The 16,867-nt window shown below is 42.3% G+C and carries 21 protein-coding genes; 11 read left to right on the top strand and 10 right to left on the bottom strand.

The features are described 5' to 3' along the window. Positions 1-38: 38 nt before the first annotated feature. On the top strand, positions 39-635 hold the full coding sequence (locus tag P0G38_RS08220; RefSeq protein ID WP_275855048.1) for a nitroreductase family protein: 597 nt from the start codon (positions 39-41) through the stop codon (positions 633-635). Between the two features lie 63 nt (positions 636-698). On the opposite strand, the gene P0G38_RS08215 is transcribed toward P0G38_RS08220, so the two are convergent. After that, a complete protein-coding gene (locus P0G38_RS08215; RefSeq protein ID WP_005226198.1) occupies positions 699-1,193 on the bottom strand; it encodes a hypothetical protein in 495 nt (164 codons plus the stop codon). Between the two features lie 137 nt (positions 1,194-1,330). Here P0G38_RS08215 and P0G38_RS08210 point away from each other — a divergent pair, with 137 nt between their 5' ends. After that, the gene (locus P0G38_RS08210; protein ID WP_275855047.1) at positions 1,331-1,858 is read left to right on the top strand and encodes an HdeD family acid-resistance protein; all 528 of its coding nucleotides are present in this window, start codon (positions 1,331-1,333) and stop codon (positions 1,856-1,858) included. A gap of 120 nt (positions 1,859-1,978) precedes the next feature. Next, positions 1,979-2,422, top strand: coding sequence for a hypothetical protein (locus tag P0G38_RS08205; RefSeq protein ID WP_005226200.1), 444 nt, complete (start codon positions 1,979-1,981; stop codon positions 2,420-2,422). Positions 2,423-2,454: 32 nt separating this feature from the next. Here the strand turns inward: P0G38_RS08205 and P0G38_RS08200 are convergent, their stop codons facing one another. Continuing rightward, positions 2,455-4,389: a heavy metal translocating P-type ATPase gene (locus tag P0G38_RS08200; RefSeq protein WP_420842484.1), complete on the bottom strand. Its 1,935-nt coding sequence runs from the start codon at positions 4,387-4,389 to the stop codon at positions 2,455-2,457. Between the two features lie 185 nt (positions 4,390-4,574). Between P0G38_RS08200 and rsxC the strand changes: the two genes are divergently transcribed. From rsxC to P0G38_RS08185, 3 genes are read left to right on the top strand one after another with little or no spacing between them, the layout of a single operon-like run. Beyond that, positions 4,575-5,912 carry an electron transport complex subunit RsxC gene (gene rsxC / locus P0G38_RS08195; protein WP_275855042.1) on the top strand — a complete coding sequence of 446 codons (1,338 nt, stop codon included), beginning with the start codon at positions 4,575-4,577 and terminating at the stop codon, positions 5,910-5,912. Further along, a complete protein-coding gene (locus P0G38_RS08190) occupies positions 5,905-6,975 on the top strand; it encodes an RnfABCDGE type electron transport complex subunit D (RefSeq protein ID WP_015509781.1) in 1,071 nt (356 codons plus the stop codon). The genes rsxC and P0G38_RS08190 overlap by 8 nt, the downstream gene beginning before the upstream one ends. 24 nt (positions 6,976-6,999) lie before the next feature. Beyond that, the gene (locus tag P0G38_RS08185) at positions 7,000-7,572 is read left to right on the top strand and encodes a hypothetical protein (protein WP_275855040.1); all 573 of its coding nucleotides are present in this window, start codon (positions 7,000-7,002) and stop codon (positions 7,570-7,572) included. 36 nt (positions 7,573-7,608) lie between these two features. Here P0G38_RS08185 and P0G38_RS08180 read toward each other — a convergent pair whose 3' ends face one another. Next, positions 7,609-7,806 carry a hypothetical protein gene (locus P0G38_RS08180; RefSeq protein WP_185939950.1) on the bottom strand — a complete coding sequence of 66 codons (198 nt, stop codon included), beginning with the start codon at positions 7,804-7,806 and terminating at the stop codon, positions 7,609-7,611. A 135-nt stretch (positions 7,807-7,941) separates the two neighbouring features. Between P0G38_RS08180 and P0G38_RS08175 the strand changes: the two genes are divergently transcribed. After that, entirely contained in the window at positions 7,942-8,214 is a 273-nt protein-coding gene (locus tag P0G38_RS08175; protein WP_005226206.1) for a hypothetical protein, read from the top strand. Positions 8,215-8,317: 103 nt separating this feature from the next. Here P0G38_RS08175 and P0G38_RS08170 read toward each other — a convergent pair whose 3' ends face one another. The 3 genes from P0G38_RS08170 to P0G38_RS08160 form a co-directional block, all read right to left on the bottom strand. Then, a complete protein-coding gene (locus P0G38_RS08170) occupies positions 8,318-8,689 on the bottom strand; it encodes a hypothetical protein (protein ID WP_194192741.1) in 372 nt (123 codons plus the stop codon). Between the two features lie 168 nt (positions 8,690-8,857). Then, positions 8,858-9,403: an ECF transporter S component gene (locus P0G38_RS08165; RefSeq protein ID WP_275855033.1), complete on the bottom strand. Its 546-nt coding sequence runs from the start codon at positions 9,401-9,403 to the stop codon at positions 8,858-8,860. Further along, entirely contained in the window at positions 9,387-9,806 is a 420-nt protein-coding gene (locus P0G38_RS08160) for a DUF4430 domain-containing protein (protein ID WP_005226209.1), read from the bottom strand. Before P0G38_RS08160 ends, P0G38_RS08165 begins: the two co-directional genes overlap by 17 nt. A gap of 165 nt (positions 9,807-9,971) precedes the next feature. On the opposite strand from P0G38_RS08160, the gene P0G38_RS08155 reads away from it, so the two are divergent. Further along, positions 9,972-11,372, top strand: a complete 1,401-nt coding sequence (locus tag P0G38_RS08155) for a C69 family dipeptidase (protein WP_275855031.1) — start codon at positions 9,972-9,974, stop codon at positions 11,370-11,372. A 185-nt stretch (positions 11,373-11,557) separates the two neighbouring features. Then, positions 11,558-11,728 carry an aldo/keto reductase gene (locus P0G38_RS08150; protein ID WP_275855029.1) on the top strand — a complete coding sequence of 57 codons (171 nt, stop codon included), beginning with the start codon at positions 11,558-11,560 and terminating at the stop codon, positions 11,726-11,728. Between the two features lie 59 nt (positions 11,729-11,787). Here P0G38_RS08150 and P0G38_RS08145 read toward each other — a convergent pair whose 3' ends face one another. From P0G38_RS08145 to P0G38_RS08130, 4 genes are all read right to left on the bottom strand, one after another. Then, positions 11,788-12,948, bottom strand: coding sequence for a MalY/PatB family protein (locus P0G38_RS08145; protein ID WP_142964963.1), 1,161 nt, complete (start codon positions 12,946-12,948; stop codon positions 11,788-11,790). Between the two features lie 30 nt (positions 12,949-12,978). After that, complete coding sequence (gene malX, locus P0G38_RS08140; RefSeq protein ID WP_275855026.1) at positions 12,979-14,541, bottom strand: maltose/glucose-specific PTS transporter subunit IIBC; 1,563 nt, start codon at positions 14,539-14,541, stop codon at positions 12,979-12,981. Positions 14,542-14,644: 103 nt separating this feature from the next. Beyond that, entirely contained in the window at positions 14,645-15,430 is a 786-nt protein-coding gene (locus P0G38_RS08135; RefSeq protein ID WP_151195286.1) for a MurR/RpiR family transcriptional regulator, read from the bottom strand. 170 nt (positions 15,431-15,600) lie between these two features. Beyond that, positions 15,601-15,783: a hypothetical protein gene (locus P0G38_RS08130; RefSeq protein ID WP_221693109.1), complete on the bottom strand. Its 183-nt coding sequence runs from the start codon at positions 15,781-15,783 to the stop codon at positions 15,601-15,603. 165 nt (positions 15,784-15,948) lie between these two features. Between P0G38_RS08130 and P0G38_RS08125 the strand changes: the two genes are divergently transcribed. Both P0G38_RS08125 and P0G38_RS08120 read left to right on the top strand, forming a co-directional pair. Next, on the top strand, positions 15,949-16,614 hold the full coding sequence (locus tag P0G38_RS08125; protein WP_201689210.1) for an NAD(P)H-dependent oxidoreductase: 666 nt from the start codon (positions 15,949-15,951) through the stop codon (positions 16,612-16,614). Beyond that, positions 16,614-16,787, top strand: coding sequence for a hypothetical protein (locus P0G38_RS08120; protein ID WP_275855020.1), 174 nt, complete (start codon positions 16,614-16,616; stop codon positions 16,785-16,787). Before P0G38_RS08125 ends, P0G38_RS08120 begins: the two co-directional genes overlap by 1 nt. The last annotated feature ends 80 nt before the right edge of the window (positions 16,788-16,867 follow it).

Raw genomic sequence — 16,867 nt, 5'->3', positions numbered from 1 at the left:
ATACTTCACTCTATGACAATAGAAAAGGTGGGAATACGATGACAAAATTTCTTGATACGATCAAACAGCGCCGCACAATCTATGGGCTAGGTAAAAATGTGGCTCTTTCCGACACTGAAATCGAAGACATTGTGAAAGAAGCAGTGAAAAATAGTCCAACTGCGTTTAACGCACAATCACCAAGAGCCGTGATTTTATTTGGCGAAGCCCACGAAAAATTGTGGACATTAACAGAGGCTGCGTTAGAACCATTGACACCACCCGAAGCGTTTGAAGCGACAAAACAAAAGCTTGCTGGTTTTAAAGCGGGTTACGGAACCGTTCTATTCTTTATTCACACGGATACCGTGAAAAATTTGCAAGAGCAATTTGCTCTATATGCAGAGAACTTTCCCGTTTGGGCAGAACAATCGAATGGGATCGCTCAAGCGAACGCTTGGACCGCTTTAGAAGAAGCTGGATTAGGTGCCAACTTACAGCATTACAACCCTGTCATCGATGACGCTGTTGCAGCTGAATGGTCAATTCCTGAAAATTGGCAACTGCGGGCGCAACTAGTCTTTGGTTCAAAAGAAAGCGAACCGAACGAAAAAGAATTTCTAAGTGACGATGAGCGCTTCCGCGTGTTCCATTAATCAATTTTCGACCTAAAAAAAGACCCTTGATTACGCCTTAAACTGGCAGTAATCGAGGGTCTTTTAGTCCTTTGTTCCTTGATCATGATCGACTAAAATATCGATCGGTGTCCCTTCATTCAAGTGTTCTGACAAGAAAACAACCAATTCTGCTAATGGCTGCTTGAATTTCATTAATGGGCCTCTCATCCCTCTTCGAAAATAGTTCATCTTGATGGGCTGCCCTTCCTTTTCTTGAAATAAAACGACTCGATCGATCTCTTGGTAGAGTACCCCTTTGATACTCATTGGATGGACAATGATTCGATCAAGTGCTAGGCCGCGGCTATCTAAAACAAAGCTCAAAAAGACCAAACCCGAAACGATCCCTCGCACCCGATTATCAAGTGCCTCTTCCATCATCACCATAGATAGGATAATCATTACTGAAAAAATCGTAATGGCGACCTTGCTTAGTTTGCGCTCCACAGCAAGAAATTGAATGTCTTTCCTTACCACGAATAAATAAAGGTATAAAACGATCGTAAAGGCACACATCACTAGCGTTAACCCACTCATAATACTCTCCGTTCTGTTTTCTTTTCCTTATTCTACCAAAAAACCATCTGATACAAAAGGCTTAGCCTATTTCGTAGGTTTTTTGATATCTATTTTAACAAGAATTCGGTACAATAGGAAAAAAAGGAGGAATTATCATGAATGCATTTTTTGATAAATTACAACGCTATGATTTACTTCGTGCCGTCGTATATATCGTCTTTGGCTTCATCATCTTGATTGCACCACGATCTGTCTTCAACACGATCGTTTATCTTGTTGCCGGGTATATTGCATGTTTAGGGATCATTAGCTTGTATACGAGCTACAAAGAAAAACAAAAGGGCTATCGCAATGTGCAATCCGTCTCTGGTATCTTACTGTTGATTGCGGCAGCTGCGATTTTAGTTTTTGCCAAAGGATTACTTGCCATCGTGCCATTTTTCTTAGGAATCATGATCACCATCAGCGGTTGCACCCGATTGATGGCAAGCTTTAACCAAAAACGCATTGGTTTACCTTATATCACTAGCTTGATCATCAGTCTATTGATCATTGCTGCAGGGATCATCCTAGTATTGAATCCCTTCGCCACTTGGTTGTTATTCTTTCAAATTTTTGGCGGGATCTTGATTTTCATGGGTGCCTCCGATGCGGTCAGCCATTTTCAACGAAAAAGAGCCTAATAAATGAGAATGTTTTAAAATTTCCTACGAATCTAACATCTACATGTAGACTTTTCCCGCTATTCCTTTTAAAATAGGAGATATCAAACAGTCAGTCCATTGACACGCGGGAGGTGCGACATGAAGAAAATCAAGCAAGAAGCAAAACATCCAAACGATGTACCGGTAATTTTTTTGACCGATGCAACTGGCAAAGTCGTACGAAAAATCTCGATCAATGAGTGGCGTGCGCTTAAAGCAACCCCTGACCAGATCGAAGAACTTGATATCAAATTGTATCGTGAAGCAATCAGTTTTTATCTTCAAGAAGACTACGCAAAAGCAAAAGATCTCTTGCATTTCTTGATCAACAAAACAGACTATAGTCATTATGAATACGTGGAACGACTAGCAAATATCTACCGCATCGAAAACCGTCCCGCTAAAGAAAAAGACTTGTTACTGACTGCTTATCATGCAATCAAACCGTTGGATTCCTCTGAAGGGATTTTAAGAAGGATCGAAAATCGATTGCAAAAAATCGATGCCTTTGATTTTCCAACTTCGACACAATTCAGTCATTAAAAAAGCAGCTATCCTTCGATAGCCGCTTTTTTTTATGCATCTGGCAGTTTGCGCAAAAGGCGCAACCCGTTAAACAATACAATCAACGTACTTCCTTCATGGGCAAATACCCCCAGTCCAATATTCATTTTTCCAAATAGATTCAACCCGACTAGTAATGCGACGATAAACATGGAGAAGAAAATATTTTGCCAAATGATTCGATCCATTTTCTTCGCTAAGCGATAGGCATACGCGAAGCGTGAAAGATCATTTTTCATGATCACGGCGTCCCCCACTTCGATAGCAACATCTGACCCTTCCCCCATCGCAAAACCGATGTCTGCCTGAACAAGTGCGGGCGCATCATTGATGCCATCCCCCACCATGGCGGTTTGTCCGTAGGCTTCTTGGAGTGCTCGAACCGCTTCCGCTTTGTTCTCAGGCAACACATTAGCCGCCACTTGATCAACGTTTAGCCGCTTTCCGATGGCTTCCCCAGCAGACGCACTATCTCCGGTGATCATAACGGTATGGATCCCTTCATTTTTTAAATAACGAATCACAGAAGCTGCCTGTTCGTTCGGCTCATCCATCAAAGCGATGATTGCAACAACCTCTTCATTAATGGAAAAAACGACCATCGTTTTTCCTTGCGCCTCCAGGTGACGGTACTGTTGCTCCAACGAACCTGTTAACTGGGAGTTTTCGGTTCTTTTTCCTAATCGATAGGTTTTTGTTCCTGAGACGGCTACTAAACCGGAACCAATCTCATTCGTAACCGTCAGCTGTTCGTTTTGCTGCCCTTTATTGTTCTTCTCAAAATAAGTAACGATCGCATCTGCTAATGGATGATTGGCTTGTTTTTCCAGCGAAACGATGATGGAAGCGGCCTCTGCTTGATCGATGGCTTCAGCGAAAATGACATCCGTGACCGTTGGTTTTCCGACGGTCAACGTGCCCGTTTTGTCAAATGCCACCGCTTTGATCTGAGCAAAATTCGTTAAGTAGTTACTGCCTTTAAAAAGAATCCCTTTTTTCGCTAGATTTGAAATCGCAGATAAACTAGCAGGTACCGCACTTGCCGCTAACGCACAAGGAGACGCTGCAATCATCATCACGATCCCGCGATAAAAACTGGTATACCAATCCCAACCAAGTAGAAACGGTGCTGTTAAGATGAACAAAGGGACTGCAATGAAAACAATGGTTACATAGATTGGTTCGATTTTTTTGATTCGTGTTTCTGTTGGTGACTGATTCGACTGTGCCGCTTCAACGACTGAAAGAATTTTGGCAAAGACCGTTTCCGAGCTGTCTTTTGTGACTTCCATCAAAAATGTTCCATTGCCATTGATGGTACTGCCATAAACTTCGTCTCCCGCTGTTTTTTCTCGCGGTATACTCTCGCCATTGATGGAAGCTTCGTTGATGGCACTCGTGCCAGAAAGAATCACCCCATCTGTTGCTAACTGATCACCAGGCAAAACTTGTAAAATATCCCCTTTTTTTATCTCTGAAGCAGCAATTTTTTTGGCTTTCCCATCTGGGCCCATCAAACGTGCTTCCGTTGGATTCAATTTGAGAAGATTGGTGATTTCTCGTCGGCTTTGCCCTTCCGCGTATTCTTCTAAAAAGTGAGCACCAGCAAAAATCAAAATCAGTAAGGCTGCCTCATTAAAATTGCCTATGATCATTGACCCTATCGCTGCTAATAACATCAATAGATGTACATTTGGCGTAAAGCGCCGATTGATTCTTGTGCTTTTTACGGTATCCTCGATCCCTTCCCACGAAATGTGGTAGCCCGCTAATAAAACTGCAGCAAAATAAACCCCGTCTTTTACCCATTGATTCGAAATAAACAGCGCCACTATAAAGAAGATTACCCCCGCGAAGTAAACTTTACGAGGAAACGTCCCATGATCATGGGTATGCGTATGTCCCTTCGTTTTTGTGTGCTCGTGTTGACAAGTATGTTCAGCCATCATCAAAACCTCCTCTATTCCATCGAACATATGAACGATCAATCATGTTTATACCCTGATTATATATGAACAAACAATCATATGTCAACCGAAATAAGTTTTTCTTGTGAAATGTAAGCGTTTATGGTTTTGAGAATGCGGATGGCATGCTAGAATAAAGTTAGGAGAAAAAAGGAGTGTTGGCTATGAGAACATTTACTGGTGGAATTTCACTAAGTCCCCCGTTACAAATGTTAAAAGAAAAATTAATGATCGAACAAGATGAAATCCTTACCTTTTCACCCACGATGGTCTTTATCCCTTTGGCACAACATATTGGTGCCCCTGTCGAACCGACGGTTTCCGTTGGTGAGTACGTCAAGCAAGGGCAAGTGATCGCTGAAGCAGAAGCCTTTGTATCTGCGAAAGTCCATGCATCTGTTTCGGGCAAAATCGTCGATATTGTCGATTGGCCAAATCAAAACAATGAAGAAGGAAAAACCATCATCATTGAAAACGATTATGCCTTCGATAATGATTTTTTGTCCACCCCATTCAACTGGCAATCTGCTGCTAACGAAACGATCCTCAAAAAAATCCGTCAAGGCGGTATCGCCGGCAAAGGCGGTGCAACGTTTCCCACCCATGTCAAATTCAGTATTGATGAAAATAAAAAAATCCATACCTTGATCTTAAACGGATCTGAATGTGAGCCCTTTTTGCGCAGTGATGCCTTCTTAATGCAAAAAGAAGCCCAAAAAATCATCCAAGGGGCAAAAATTGCCCAAAAATTGTTAGCTGATCCAAAAATCATCATTGGCATCGAGGATGATAAACCGCTAGCCATTTCAGCGATGCAAGCCGCAAGTGCAGAGGATGACACGATAGAAGTCGTTACTGTCCCAACTGTTTATCCAACCGGTGGTGAAAAGCAGTTAGTAGAGTTATTGACCGATCAGGAGGTACCTTTAGGCGGCTTGACTGCCGATATTGGGATCGTATTGATCAATGTTGCCACCAGCTTTGCCATCGCTGAAGCGGTCTGTTATGACAAACCGCTGATTGAACGCTATACAACCGTGACTGGTGATGTTCAACATCCACTCATCGTCAAAAATCCTTTAGGAACACTCGCAGGAGAGTTGATCGATTTTGCTGGCGGCTTTCAAGGTGCGCCCAGCAAGCTGATTCTTGGCGGCCCCATGATGGGGAAATCCGTCAAAACATTAAAGGTTCCGGTCACCAAAGGCAGCAACGGGATCGTTGTTTTTAATGAAGAAACCGATTGGCTATATGCCGAAAACCCCTGCATTCGCTGCAATAAATGTGTCGAAGCTTGTCCGATGCGCCTGATGCCGATGGAGATCGATCAATTCTATCGAGCAGGCGATTATCAAAAATGTGAAGAATTGCTGGCAGAAGCGTGTATCAATTGTGGTGCTTGCACCTTTGTCTGTCCAGCCAAACGTTCCTTAGCTGCCAACATCACTGCCGCAAAAGGCAAGGTTGCACAGCTGCAGAAGGAGGCGAAGGAAAGTGCCTGATTACTACAAGGATTCCGATAGCGAGCGCCTCTTTCAGCAACGAAAAAACCAAGAAACACCACCAAGCCCACATATTCGCAGCAATGACGAAACAGTCAAAATCATGGGCTGTGTAGTACTAGCCTTACTACCAGCAGTTTTATTCTCTGGCTACCTTTTCGGGCTCAAGGTATATGGGTTGTTTTTCATTGCGCTAGCCACGGCGTTTGCCGCCGACGGAATTTGGTCCTACCTCATCAAACGGCCATTTCGTTTCGATCTAAGCATCGTTGTGACGGCATTGCTTTTAACGATGAATCTTCCACCGACCGCACCTTGGTATTTCCCAGTGATCGGGGTGGCGTTTGCCGTGATCATCGTCAAAGAATTTTTTGGCGGTATCGGCTATAACTTTTTAAATCCAGCCCTTGGCGGTCGCGCCTTGTTGATTGGCTTGTTTTATAACCAGATGTTTTTGATCAGTTGGCCAGATCCACCTTTTGGCAGCATCGCTCCTGATGTGGTTTCGCAAGCTACGGCGAACGATGTCGTTTCTGGTGCTACGCCGTTAGCTGTCATGAAGGCCGGGGACACCTTAAGCGGTTCTGATCTGTTGGATGCTTTTTTAGGATTTACTGGGGGACGAATCGGTGAAACCAGTGCCTTACTTTTACTGCTGGGTGGAATTTTTCTGGTTTACAAGAAAATCATCTCCCCTCGTATCCCATTGATTATCTTTGCAACGATCGGGCTCTTTGCTTTTATCCTTGGTCCAGAAGGACTTTTTACTGGCAGTTGGCAAACGGTGATCGGGCATATCATCAGCGGTGGTGCCATGTTGGGTGCGATCTATATGGCGACTGATTATTCTTCGACTCCAGGAACAAAAGCAGGAGAAAATCTTTTTGCCTTAGGCGTGGGGCTTCTCGTTGTCCTCTTCCGTTTCTTTGGTTTCACAAACGAAGGCATGAGCTATGCCATCTTGATCATGAATTGTTTTACTCCACTCATCGATCGCTTCTTACGCCTTCGCATTTTAGGGGAAGGAAAAAAGACCCCGTTCAACCTTAAAATCATGAGCTAAAACGCAAGAAAGGAGCGTTCTCATATGATGATCGCCAATCGACTAGTGGTCTTCCTAGTCATTCTACTCACAAATTACGCCTGCCAAAATTTGGCGCCGACCGTCAAAGAGAAAAAACCGAACGTGACGACGCGGGTGGTTTTCCTCTCAGGGATCATTGCAGTTGCTTACTTGTTGAGCGGTTTAAGCTTTTATCTTTTACTTCAAAATCGCTTTGTCTATGGCAATAAAGTGGTCACCAATTTAGTAAGTGCTGCCATCATCGCCTTGATTGCTGCCAGTCTATGCTTACTGATCGTTCCAGCAAAAAACCGTTTCTTGACGAATGATCTAAAAAAGACGATCCTAGTCAGTGTCATCTTGCTGACGATCGCCACCGTGACCCAATTTCCCTATACCGATTATTTAACCAATTTACTTGTTGCTGTAGGCATGTATTTTCTCTTTTCCTGTGCTTTGTCAGGGGTTCATACACGAAATCAAATTGCCACGATTCCGCCAATTCTAAAAGGCTTACCCCTGGACATCGTGACACTTTTTCTATTTTATCTGAGCTTTTCCTTTCTCAACGGTGTCTTCTTCAACTATTTATTCTAAACAAAAAGCAAGTCCCGCTTTGGCAGCGGAACTTGCTTATTTCTTGCGGAACATTTCTCTGAAGGAACCGATCAAAAAACCAGTCGAAAAAGCATTTTGTGCTTTTTGTTCTTTTTCAGCAGCGATTTTTTGTCGTGTTCGCAGCCCTTTATTGGCATTTTTGGACTTCTTCCCTTCACGGAGTTCTTTTGAAGCCTTTTGAAACTCTTTTGAGAAACGGTTATACCCAACCATTCCTTTTGCCTCCTTTCTTTTTACCTGGCACATAATAACGAGGATTTATTATAGGAATTGCCTTTCTGATGCAAATCAGGTAACATAACAGACAGAAAGATGATTTATCCCAGGTTTATCAGAAAGGAAGATCCCATGAACGAAACCCACACTGGATTGTTAGTCAATAGCCGTGTTTTTCAAGAAACGCCAATGATGCTGACAGGTATCCAACTTTTAGAAGACCACAAAATCGTGAATTGCATTATTAAGGATCGCTACTTAGCCAGTTATGTCTTACGCCTTCCTTTAAATAAATACCAATTAGAAGTCGAAGGAAAATGGAACAAGCGGGAACAGTTAGTGATCAAGCATATGAAAATCAAGAATATCGATGAGTTTATTAAAATCGTCGGTACGCCAGAATAACAGGACTCACGAAAAGCAAGTGCAGGCAACTGCCCTTGCTTTTTTTTTGAAAAAATCCAGCTAATTTTTCCCGCGTGTTCCTTCAATCGTGTTCCTCCGATGTTTATCGCGACATTCTAGTAAACCGATCGATCAAGGCTTTTTGCTCCTCTTTGATACCGATCGCCAACGGTTTGATCATTAGTTTGACAGTGGTCGAAGGTGTCTGAATCTGGACTTTTTTATTTACCACACCGCCTAGTTGTAATTTTGTGATCTCATGGATCATAATTGTCTGCATCCCTTTTTCATGAAATTGCAGATCTAACTGAATCAAGTGGATTTTTTCTTCGTCAACCACCACGATAAAATACTTTGGTGTTGGCAGGGCAATCAGTTTGGCTTCCTCGGCATAACCAGCCAGTTTTCCATGGAACTTCGCACGGTAGCTTTCTAAATCATCTTTTTTCACGATCCATTTCATCAAAAGCCACATCCTTCCTTAGATACCTTAAGGATACCTGCAGAAACCGCTTTTGCACAACAATATGCCTGCTTGTTTCCTCACATAGCCCCTTTCACCTCGATTGATCGTCAAAGACTTTTCCTCTAGTCATGGACGTTTTGCCCGACACTAGCTAACTCAACAAAAAAAGCGAAGCGCTTAGTGCCCTTCGCTGTTGTTCTTTAGATAGTAGTGTTGGAAAAGCCGCAGAAAGATCGGTGCTAGTAACAGATAAAAAATGCCATTGCCTATTGCGTGCAGGGCATCAAAGCTCAATCCTTGAAAATAATAAGCCCAAAAGCTAGGAAACCCATAAAGTTTGACACTGATCCAAGATATCACAAAGCCATAAGCAAACCCTGCAAATACACTGTAGCTGACTTGTAAAAGCAACCGTTTCATAAACAGCTTGCTTTTTGACAACAGATACATCCCAAAAATAATGATTGCATAGCTAACTAATTGAGCAATCGTCCATATTCCCATTCCCATGTAAAAATTGGTAATCAGCATCGAGAGCAGACAAACGATCAATCCACGACTAAGACCTAAATGGATGGTTACTAATAAAAAGATCACCGTCATTGGTTGAACATTGGGTAAGGGTTGAAAAAGTGACCTGCCGACGACGGCCGCTGCCACAAGCAACCCTAAATAAGCAATTTCTTTTCCAGCAAATGCAAGTGGTTTATTCGAATTTTTCATAGGTGAAAACCACTTTATCGTTGTTTCCTAAAAAGGTATCATCTGCCCCAGTTGTAATCATTTCATCATTGATCGTATATGTCCAATAATAGCCAGCTTTTTCATCTTGCGCTAAACCGTCAATGCTGGTGATCATCCCTTGATTTTCTTCCAAGTCAAAGTTCTCTTTCATGATAGTCATCAAAGAAACCCCTTCTTTAAAAGTGACCGTTTTGGTTTCGATCTCCTGGTCTTGCTCTTCACTTTTATTATTGAAGCTGATTTGGGCAGTGCGCTCTTCGGCGTTTTGTTGGACTGACGAAGATTCACTGGAGGAGTTTCCCGCATCCATCGATGGTTTGGCACAGCCGGCAAAAACCAGACTTAGTAAAAAAATATAACTAAAAACAACTGTTTTCTTCATAATAATGGCTCCTTTGATTTTTTTTACAACACCTTATTCTACTAAAAATAAATAAAAAAGGCGAAATTTTTTTGTTCCTCTCTATAGAAAGCATTGTAAAACCATGAGACTATGGGTATACTAGCTTCAATCATTCGTAAGAAGAAATGAAGGAGTGTTGGAAAGATGGATAGAAAAAAAGCGTCCTGTACCACTTTACTAGTAGGAAAAAAAGCATCGATTGACGGCTCGACCATGATTGCCCGCAATGAAGATTCTGGAAGCGGTTCGGAACCGCAAAAATTCGTCGTCATCACTCCAGAACAGCAAGGAAATGAATTTTACGCCGTTTTAAGCGACTGTCGAATCAGTTTGCCAGCAAAATCATTACGCTATACTTCAACCCCTGAAGCAGATGAATCGCAAGGAGTTTGGGCAGCTTCAGGAATCAATGAAGAAAATATCGCCATGACTGCAACAGAAACGATCACAACCAATTCACGCGTTTTGGCTATTGATCCATATGTGGAAGATGGTATCGGGGAAGCTGATTTCGTCAGCATCGTACTGCCTTACATCCATTCCGCTAAAGAAGGTGTTTTACGCTTAGGGGAACTCTTAGAAACCTATGGGACCTATGAAGCCAACGGGATCGCTTTTTCTGATGCCGAGGAAATCTGGTATATGGAAACCATCGGTGGACATCACTGGGCAGCTGTTCGCATACCAGATGATGCCTATGTCGTGGCACCAAATCGCTTAAACATTGATCACTTCGATTTCGCCTCAGAAATGACGTTGTGTTCGCAGGATCTCGAACAGTTGATTGAAGACTATCAATTAAATCCTGATTTTGAAGGCATTAATCTACGCCATATTTTTGGCAGCTCCTCAGAAAAAGATACCCGTTACAATAACCCGCGGGCATGGTACATTCAAAAACACTTTAGCGGAACAGCCGCTGAACCGATCGATCAAGAGCTCCCGTTTGTATGCTACTCAAAACAAAAGCTATCCGTGGAAGATGTAAAATGGGCATTGAGCTCCCACTTCCAAAATACGCCTTTTGACCCTTACGGTACAGGGAGCGAGACACAAAAAACACAATTCCGATCGATTGCTCTCAATCGCAACCAGCAAGTCCATATTTTACAGATCCGCAACCACGTGCCCGCAGCAATCGCTGGCATTCATTGGCTTGCCTTTGGCCCCAATACCTTCAATGGCGTTGTGCCCTTTTATGCAGCTATCACTAAGACCCCACTTGGCTATTGTGATACGACAAAGACCTACGATCCATCAAATAGCTATTGGTTAGGACGCACTTTGGCGTTGATTGGAGACAGCGACTACGATCGCTATAGTGATCTTGCCAACCGTTTTGAAATGGAAACGATGGCGGCTTGTCGCCGCATCCAACAAGAAACTGATCGTAAAGCTTCCGTTGACAAGCAGCCTACTCGTCTGCTTGAAGAAGCCAACGCTGAGATGGCCGAACTGTATTTAAAAAATGCAACAACGTTACTAGGAAAAATGGTGGAGTCTGGCAGTAATAAAATGGCCTTGCGTTTTTCTTTAGCCGATTAGTCAATCGCTGAAAATAAAAGGATTAACAAAAACTTTACATGGAATTGCAGCAATCTAAACATTGCTCTCCTATACTAAAGATACCAATTCGTTTTCTTTTTCCTTGCTGGTACAAATCAAGCAATTGATTTGTACTAGTCCCCCTATTGAAGATCAATTGGTAAAAACCGTTGGGAGGAATGAACATGACTGCAAGTATTTATCGGACTGTCACCAACGAAATTGTTAAAGGTGAGATCATCAAGAGCAAGAGTCAGCAAGATATGCTGATCATTCAAGACAAAGAAGGTTATTTCCATGTCGTTGAACCAATCCCCGTTACTACTGCAATGACTCCCCACAGGACGAAAGACTAAAAAACCACTGGCGATCAGAAAGAATACAGGATCTTTCTGATCGCTCAGTGGGTTCTTTTTTATGTCAAACTCAATGTGAATCGCTTCAAGCCATCAATGAGTTTTTCTCGCGAACAGCCAATGTTTAGGCGCAAAAAATTTCTCCCCTCTTTCCCATAGATCTCTCCTGACATAATCGCGACTTTCCCCTTTCGAATCATTCGTTGCTGCAATTCCGCCATCGTTAAACCCAGTGCTGTACAATCAATCCACATAAGATACGTGGCTTCGCTTTTCGTGACCACGAGTTCTGGGTGATGTTCCTGTAAATAAGCGATCACATAAGCAATGTTACCATCAAGATAGTCATTGAGCTGATCCACCCACTTACTTTCATTATCGTAGGCAGCAATCGTTGCGGTCATGCCAAAAATACTGGTGGAGCTCAACCCATCGGCTTCTTTTAACTGAGTTAAGAAGCGCTCACGCAACTTGGGATCAGGAATGATTCCATAAGAATAAATCAACCCTGGGAAATTAAATGTTTTACTTCCCGAAGTAACAAGGGCTACATTTTCTTGCAACAAATCAATGATCGGTTGATGCCTTTGTCCTTTTCTTACAATGTCCATATGGATCTCATCAGAGATGATAAATACATCATGGGTTTTCGCCAATTCGATGATTCGTTGCAACTCATCCTTTTGCCAGACTCTCCCAGTTGGGTTATGAGGACTACAGAGGAGAAGAACTTTATTTTCAGGCTGTGCCATCAATCTTGTTAGCTCTTCGAAATCAATGCGATACGACTTAGCATCATAGATGAGTGTATTAGGTACGATTTTTCTTTTGTTCTCTTTGATCATTTTATAAAACGCATCATACGCTGGCGTCTGAATAATGATCCCATCTCCTGGTTCACTGAGTAGGGTGACGAGCTGTTTAACGCTATACATAACGGAAGGACTGTAGACCAGCCAATCGCTTTTGATCATGCTGTTAAAACGTTCAGAATACCATTTGCAGACCGCTTGCTTGAATTCATTATGATTCCAACGTGTATACCCAAAAACCGGGTGCTGCATCCGCTTGATAAGTGCCGCTTCAACTGCAGCTGGCACCTTGAAATCCGTATCGGAAATCGTAAATGGCAACAAGTTTTTTTCACCAAAACGGTCTTCAACATAATCCCATTGAGTACACTGGGTTCCTTTACGATTGATTGGTTCATCAAAAAACATTTTCTTCACTCCTACTACTTGACAATTTTGCTAAAGAATCGCATCAAGTTGATTTCTGACTGTTGTTACTTTCGTTCCAATGATTACTTGCACGTTAGTATCATCTAAGTGAACGACCCCAAGCGCACCTAGTTTTTTCAGCCGTTCATCATCAACCAATGTACCATCGTTTAGAACGAGGCGTAGCCGTGTAATGCAATTGTCTAAAGAATCAATATTGCTTGCTCCCCCTAAAGCTGCCAAAATACCATGGGCATCATAGCCACTCTTTCCAGAATAGGTCATTTCCTCTTCCAACTCATTCGTTTGATCACTGTTCTCTTCTCTACCAGGTGTCTTCAAGTTCTTGCGAAGGATTACTGTTTTAAAAACAAAGTAATAAAGGGCAAACCAGCAAGCTCCTACAATCAGAACGAGCCACCATTTTGTATATGCGCCTTGCATCACGCCAAAGATAAGAAAATCAAGCACGCCCCCATCGGTATTTCCAATCGTGACACCTAATAGACTCATTACCATAAATCCAGCACCTGTCATGATGACATGAAAAATCCATAATAAAGGGCTGATGAATAAGAATAAAAATTCGATTGGTTCAGTAATTCCTGTCACAAAAGTTGCAATGACGCCTGAAATCAACAAACCTTTTATTTTTGAACGATTCTCAGGTTTTGCCGTGTGGTACATAGCTAATGCTGCTGCCGGTAAGCCAAACATAAAGGTTGGCATCTTCCCTTGAGACAAGAACGCAGTTGCACTTGGTGAGATGCTCAAGCCGTTTTGTAATTCCGCATAAAAAATATTCAACGCCCCAAAGACTTGCTGACCATCGATCAGCTGACTTCCCCCGGCTTCGGTAAAGCGAATCATGGAAACCAAAATATGGTGTAATCCAAATGGCAGTAACAAGCGCTCACCTGAACCAAATAAGAACGGACCGAAAGGACCAGCTTGTTGGATCAAATGTCCGATTCCTGTGATGATCATAGCAAACAACGGCCAAATCATCGGAATGATCACCCCGACCACAGCTAAAGTAAGCGAGGTGATGATTGGAACAAAACGTGCTCCTGAAAAGAATGCAAAACTATCTGGCAATTGAAAATGGTAGAAGCGCATATGCAATTTATAAACGATCAATCCTGCGATAATACCTCCTAGAACACCCATTGATAATGTTTGAATGCCAAAAACGATCTCTTGCCCTGCTTCTCGTAGTTGATCTGCAGCAGCTAATTGATTCGTTTCTTGTAAATAAAAATTGATGGATAAATGCATCACGACATAGCCCACAAAGCCTGAGAATGCCGCAACTCCCTTCTCTTTTCTTGCTAGACCTAAAGGAATCGCCATCGCAAACATGACGGGTAAATAACTAAAGGCAAACCCACCGATCGTTGACATGAAACGAAAAACCACTTGGAGCCAAGGGGCACTTAAAAATGGGAAAACGTCGATCGTTGAAGACGATGAAAATGAACTACCAATCCCTAAAAATAAACCCATGAATGCGAGTAAAGCGACTGGCAACATAAATGTTTTCCCAAGTCCTTGAAAAATTTCCATCCAGCTTGCTTTCTTTCCTTTTTGCATATCATTTCCTCCTAACACTTTTATCTCTTAAAATGTAAACGATATCAAGAAGGCTTACAATACAGTTCCCCAAAGAAGAATGACCATTCACAAAATGGAATGGTCATTCAGGATCAAGTCCTGCTTCGATTTGATTGGCGTATTGAATAATTAAAATATCCAGTAACGCCGCTAAGGAGATCCGCGGGCTCAGATCGACTTCATGATGATAAATCGCTGACATTTCAACAGGAAAAGAGAAGGTGGCAAGCTTTTCTAACGTGCTTTTTGGTTGACCAATACAGGCTAAAATCGGCACGCCTCTTTGTTTCAAGCGAGTAGCATAATTTAGCATCCCGATCGTTTCTCCACTATGACTAATAAAAAGAGCTAAATCATTTTTTGATAGTTGGTTCGCGATGGTTGTCAATTCATCCCAATCCGTTGATGCACCCACTGTTTTACCTAAAAAGCGCAATTTTCGACTTGCAGATAATGCGACCGGCGCACTTTGCCCTAATGCGAAAAATTCGATTCGTTGTGCTTGCTGCAGCATTTCCACGGCACGCTGAAAGTCAGCTTCTTCAATCATTGATAAGGATGTCGTCAGCTGGTCAATCATTTGCTTGATCAGTGGGGATAAGCCAAGAGAGGCTTGGGTAGCAGACTCGTTTCTTTCAAGGCTTTGATAACTTTTCAATGAAAATTTAAATTCTTGAAAACCCGTAAAGCCAAGCTTTTTCGCCATTCGACTGATCGTTGCTTGACTAGTATAGGTTTGAGAAGCTAACTCATCGGCCGTCATTTCCGAAACTTTCTCAGGCGCCCTCAAACAATAGTTAAGGACGGTTCGTTCTACTCGGTTTAGCTCAGGGATTTTGTATTGGATTCGTTTGTATAAATGGTTCATCACCTGCTTCTCCTCTCTACTGTTACTTCATTCTTCCCTCTCCGCTATGCTTCATTTACTCATTATACCTTCCCTCAAGAAAAGTACCAACTGATGATGAAGAACTTGACAGCAAAAAAGTGACTCACCAGGTAAAAGGTGAGCCACTTCTTCTATTTTCTCTCTATCTATCATTTTTGCGCAGTCAAATCTGTAAACTCTTGCCCATTACCATAGTCACTTTCTTTTGAGGGTTGCTTTCCAGATATTCGTTGTCGGCAACTGACAAGTTTATTTTCGACATATTCCACTGTATTGGCGGCGAACATTACTACATTTGCTAGACCTTTGATCAAGGGATCATTTGATTCCATCCTCTATTCCCCCATTTCCTTCACGTGTAAGTTGTTACTGACACTTCCTTATCAATAAATATAGACGAGGTACCTTAAATCAAACTAAAAGAGGACGAACACTACGAAAAGCAAAGCAGACTAGTTTCCCTTTCTGGTAAAATATGGTACATGTAGTAGGAAAGGATGATCAATCTCATGATAAAAACCTTAGTGGTGGCTAGCCACCCGGATTTCCGCAACTCACTTTCCCAACGTTTTTTCAGTGAAAGTGCCAAACTTCCTAATGTCACCATTCATTTTCTTGATGATCTTTCTGACTTTTCTCTTGCCGATGAACAGGCGCTGCTGCAAAACTGTGACCGTTTGGTTTTACAATTCCCCTTATATTGGTACAGTGTTCCAGCAAAAATGAAAGCTTGGATCGATACAGTTTGGGAAAATTGTGCGCCTGCATTGGTGGGAAAAGAAATCAGTTTTGCCGTTTCTACTGGTGTTGCTGCCAAAGAATTTCAGTTAGGTGGTCGAGAAAATACGACCTTTAACGAAATTTTGCATCCACTCGTACTGATGGCAAAAAAACACCAAATGACCGTGTTACCCATCGTTGTCCTTGACCAAATGATGTATAAAACGGAAAAAGAAAAGCGTGCCTTTGTCATTGCCTATCAGCAATTATTATCGATGCCCGCTCCCTTTACGTTTGATCAAAAGCAACAATGGTTTGCTGAGAAGCTGGCGCATTTGGTTTCTGAAAAACCACAGCTTTCTCCTTTGCTATCCCTGTTGCAGGAAAACCATGAAACATTGATCGAATTAGAAGATGCTTTAGCTGAATTGGAGGTGCTTTGATGGGTCATGATTGGCTAACACCGCTGATAGAACAATCCATTCAAGAAACCATTGATTACCACGAAAAAGCATTTTTGCAAGAGCTGGGACAGTTGTTGCAGCAGCAAGAAACCCGCATCGAATTGAAACAAGGAGAACTTGATGGGAAGTTGTGGAACCCTAGTGAATGGTAAGAAATAATTTTCAACGCAAGAAAAAGCTTTGGTCCCACCCAGCCTTAAAAATACTGGGTGTTGCCAAAGCTTTTTTAGGT

The organism is Enterococcus casseliflavus (assembly GCF_029215545.1).
Lineage (GTDB): Bacteria > Bacillota > Bacilli > Lactobacillales > Enterococcaceae > Enterococcus_D > Enterococcus_D casseliflavus.
The sequence above is the reverse complement of the archived record's forward strand: the minus strand, read 5'-3'. Positions and strand labels throughout refer to the sequence as shown.

Bases quoted from the DNA above. Each gene is read 5' to 3' on its own strand.
- P0G38_RS08220 (WP_275855048.1), top strand. From the start codon at position 39: ATGACAAAATTTCTTGATACGATCAAACAGCGCCGCACAATCTATGGG.
- P0G38_RS08215 (WP_005226198.1), bottom strand. From the start codon at position 1,193: ATGAGTGGGTTAACGCTAGTGATGTGTGCCTTTACGATCGTTTTATAC.
- P0G38_RS08210 (WP_275855047.1), top strand. From the start codon at position 1,331: ATGAATGCATTTTTTGATAAATTACAACGCTATGATTTACTTCGTGCC.
- P0G38_RS08205 (WP_005226200.1), top strand. From the start codon at position 1,979: ATGAAGAAAATCAAGCAAGAAGCAAAACATCCAAACGATGTACCGGTA.
- P0G38_RS08200 (WP_420842484.1), bottom strand. From the start codon at position 4,389: ATGGCTGAACATACTTGTCAACACGAGCACACAAAAACGAAGGGACAT.
- rsxC (WP_275855042.1), top strand. From the start codon at position 4,575: ATGAGAACATTTACTGGTGGAATTTCACTAAGTCCCCCGTTACAAATG.
- P0G38_RS08185 (WP_275855040.1), top strand. From the start codon at position 7,000: ATGATGATCGCCAATCGACTAGTGGTCTTCCTAGTCATTCTACTCACA.
- P0G38_RS08180 (WP_185939950.1), bottom strand. From the start codon at position 7,806: ATGGTTGGGTATAACCGTTTCTCAAAAGAGTTTCAAAAGGCTTCAAAA.
- P0G38_RS08175 (WP_005226206.1), top strand. From the start codon at position 7,942: ATGAACGAAACCCACACTGGATTGTTAGTCAATAGCCGTGTTTTTCAA.
- P0G38_RS08170 (WP_194192741.1), bottom strand. From the start codon at position 8,689: ATGTGGCTTTTGATGAAATGGATCGTGAAAAAAGATGATTTAGAAAGC.
- P0G38_RS08165 (WP_275855033.1), bottom strand. From the start codon at position 9,403: ATGAAAAATTCGAATAAACCACTTGCATTTGCTGGAAAAGAAATTGCT.
- P0G38_RS08160 (WP_005226209.1), bottom strand. From the start codon at position 9,806: ATGAAGAAAACAGTTGTTTTTAGTTATATTTTTTTACTAAGTCTGGTT.
- P0G38_RS08155 (WP_275855031.1), top strand. From the start codon at position 9,972: ATGGATAGAAAAAAAGCGTCCTGTACCACTTTACTAGTAGGAAAAAAA.
- P0G38_RS08150 (WP_275855029.1), top strand. From the start codon at position 11,558: ATGACTGCAAGTATTTATCGGACTGTCACCAACGAAATTGTTAAAGGT.
- P0G38_RS08145 (WP_142964963.1), bottom strand. From the start codon at position 12,948: ATGTTTTTTGATGAACCAATCAATCGTAAAGGAACCCAGTGTACTCAA.
- malX (WP_275855026.1), bottom strand. From the start codon at position 14,541: ATGCAAAAAGGAAAGAAAGCAAGCTGGATGGAAATTTTTCAAGGACTT.
- P0G38_RS08135 (WP_151195286.1), bottom strand. From the start codon at position 15,430: ATGAACCATTTATACAAACGAATCCAATACAAAATCCCTGAGCTAAAC.
- P0G38_RS08130 (WP_221693109.1), bottom strand. From the start codon at position 15,783: ATGGAATCAAATGATCCCTTGATCAAAGGTCTAGCAAATGTAGTAATG.
- P0G38_RS08125 (WP_201689210.1), top strand. From the start codon at position 15,949: ATGATCAATCTCATGATAAAAACCTTAGTGGTGGCTAGCCACCCGGAT.
- P0G38_RS08120 (WP_275855020.1), top strand. From the start codon at position 16,614: ATGGGTCATGATTGGCTAACACCGCTGATAGAACAATCCATTCAAGAA.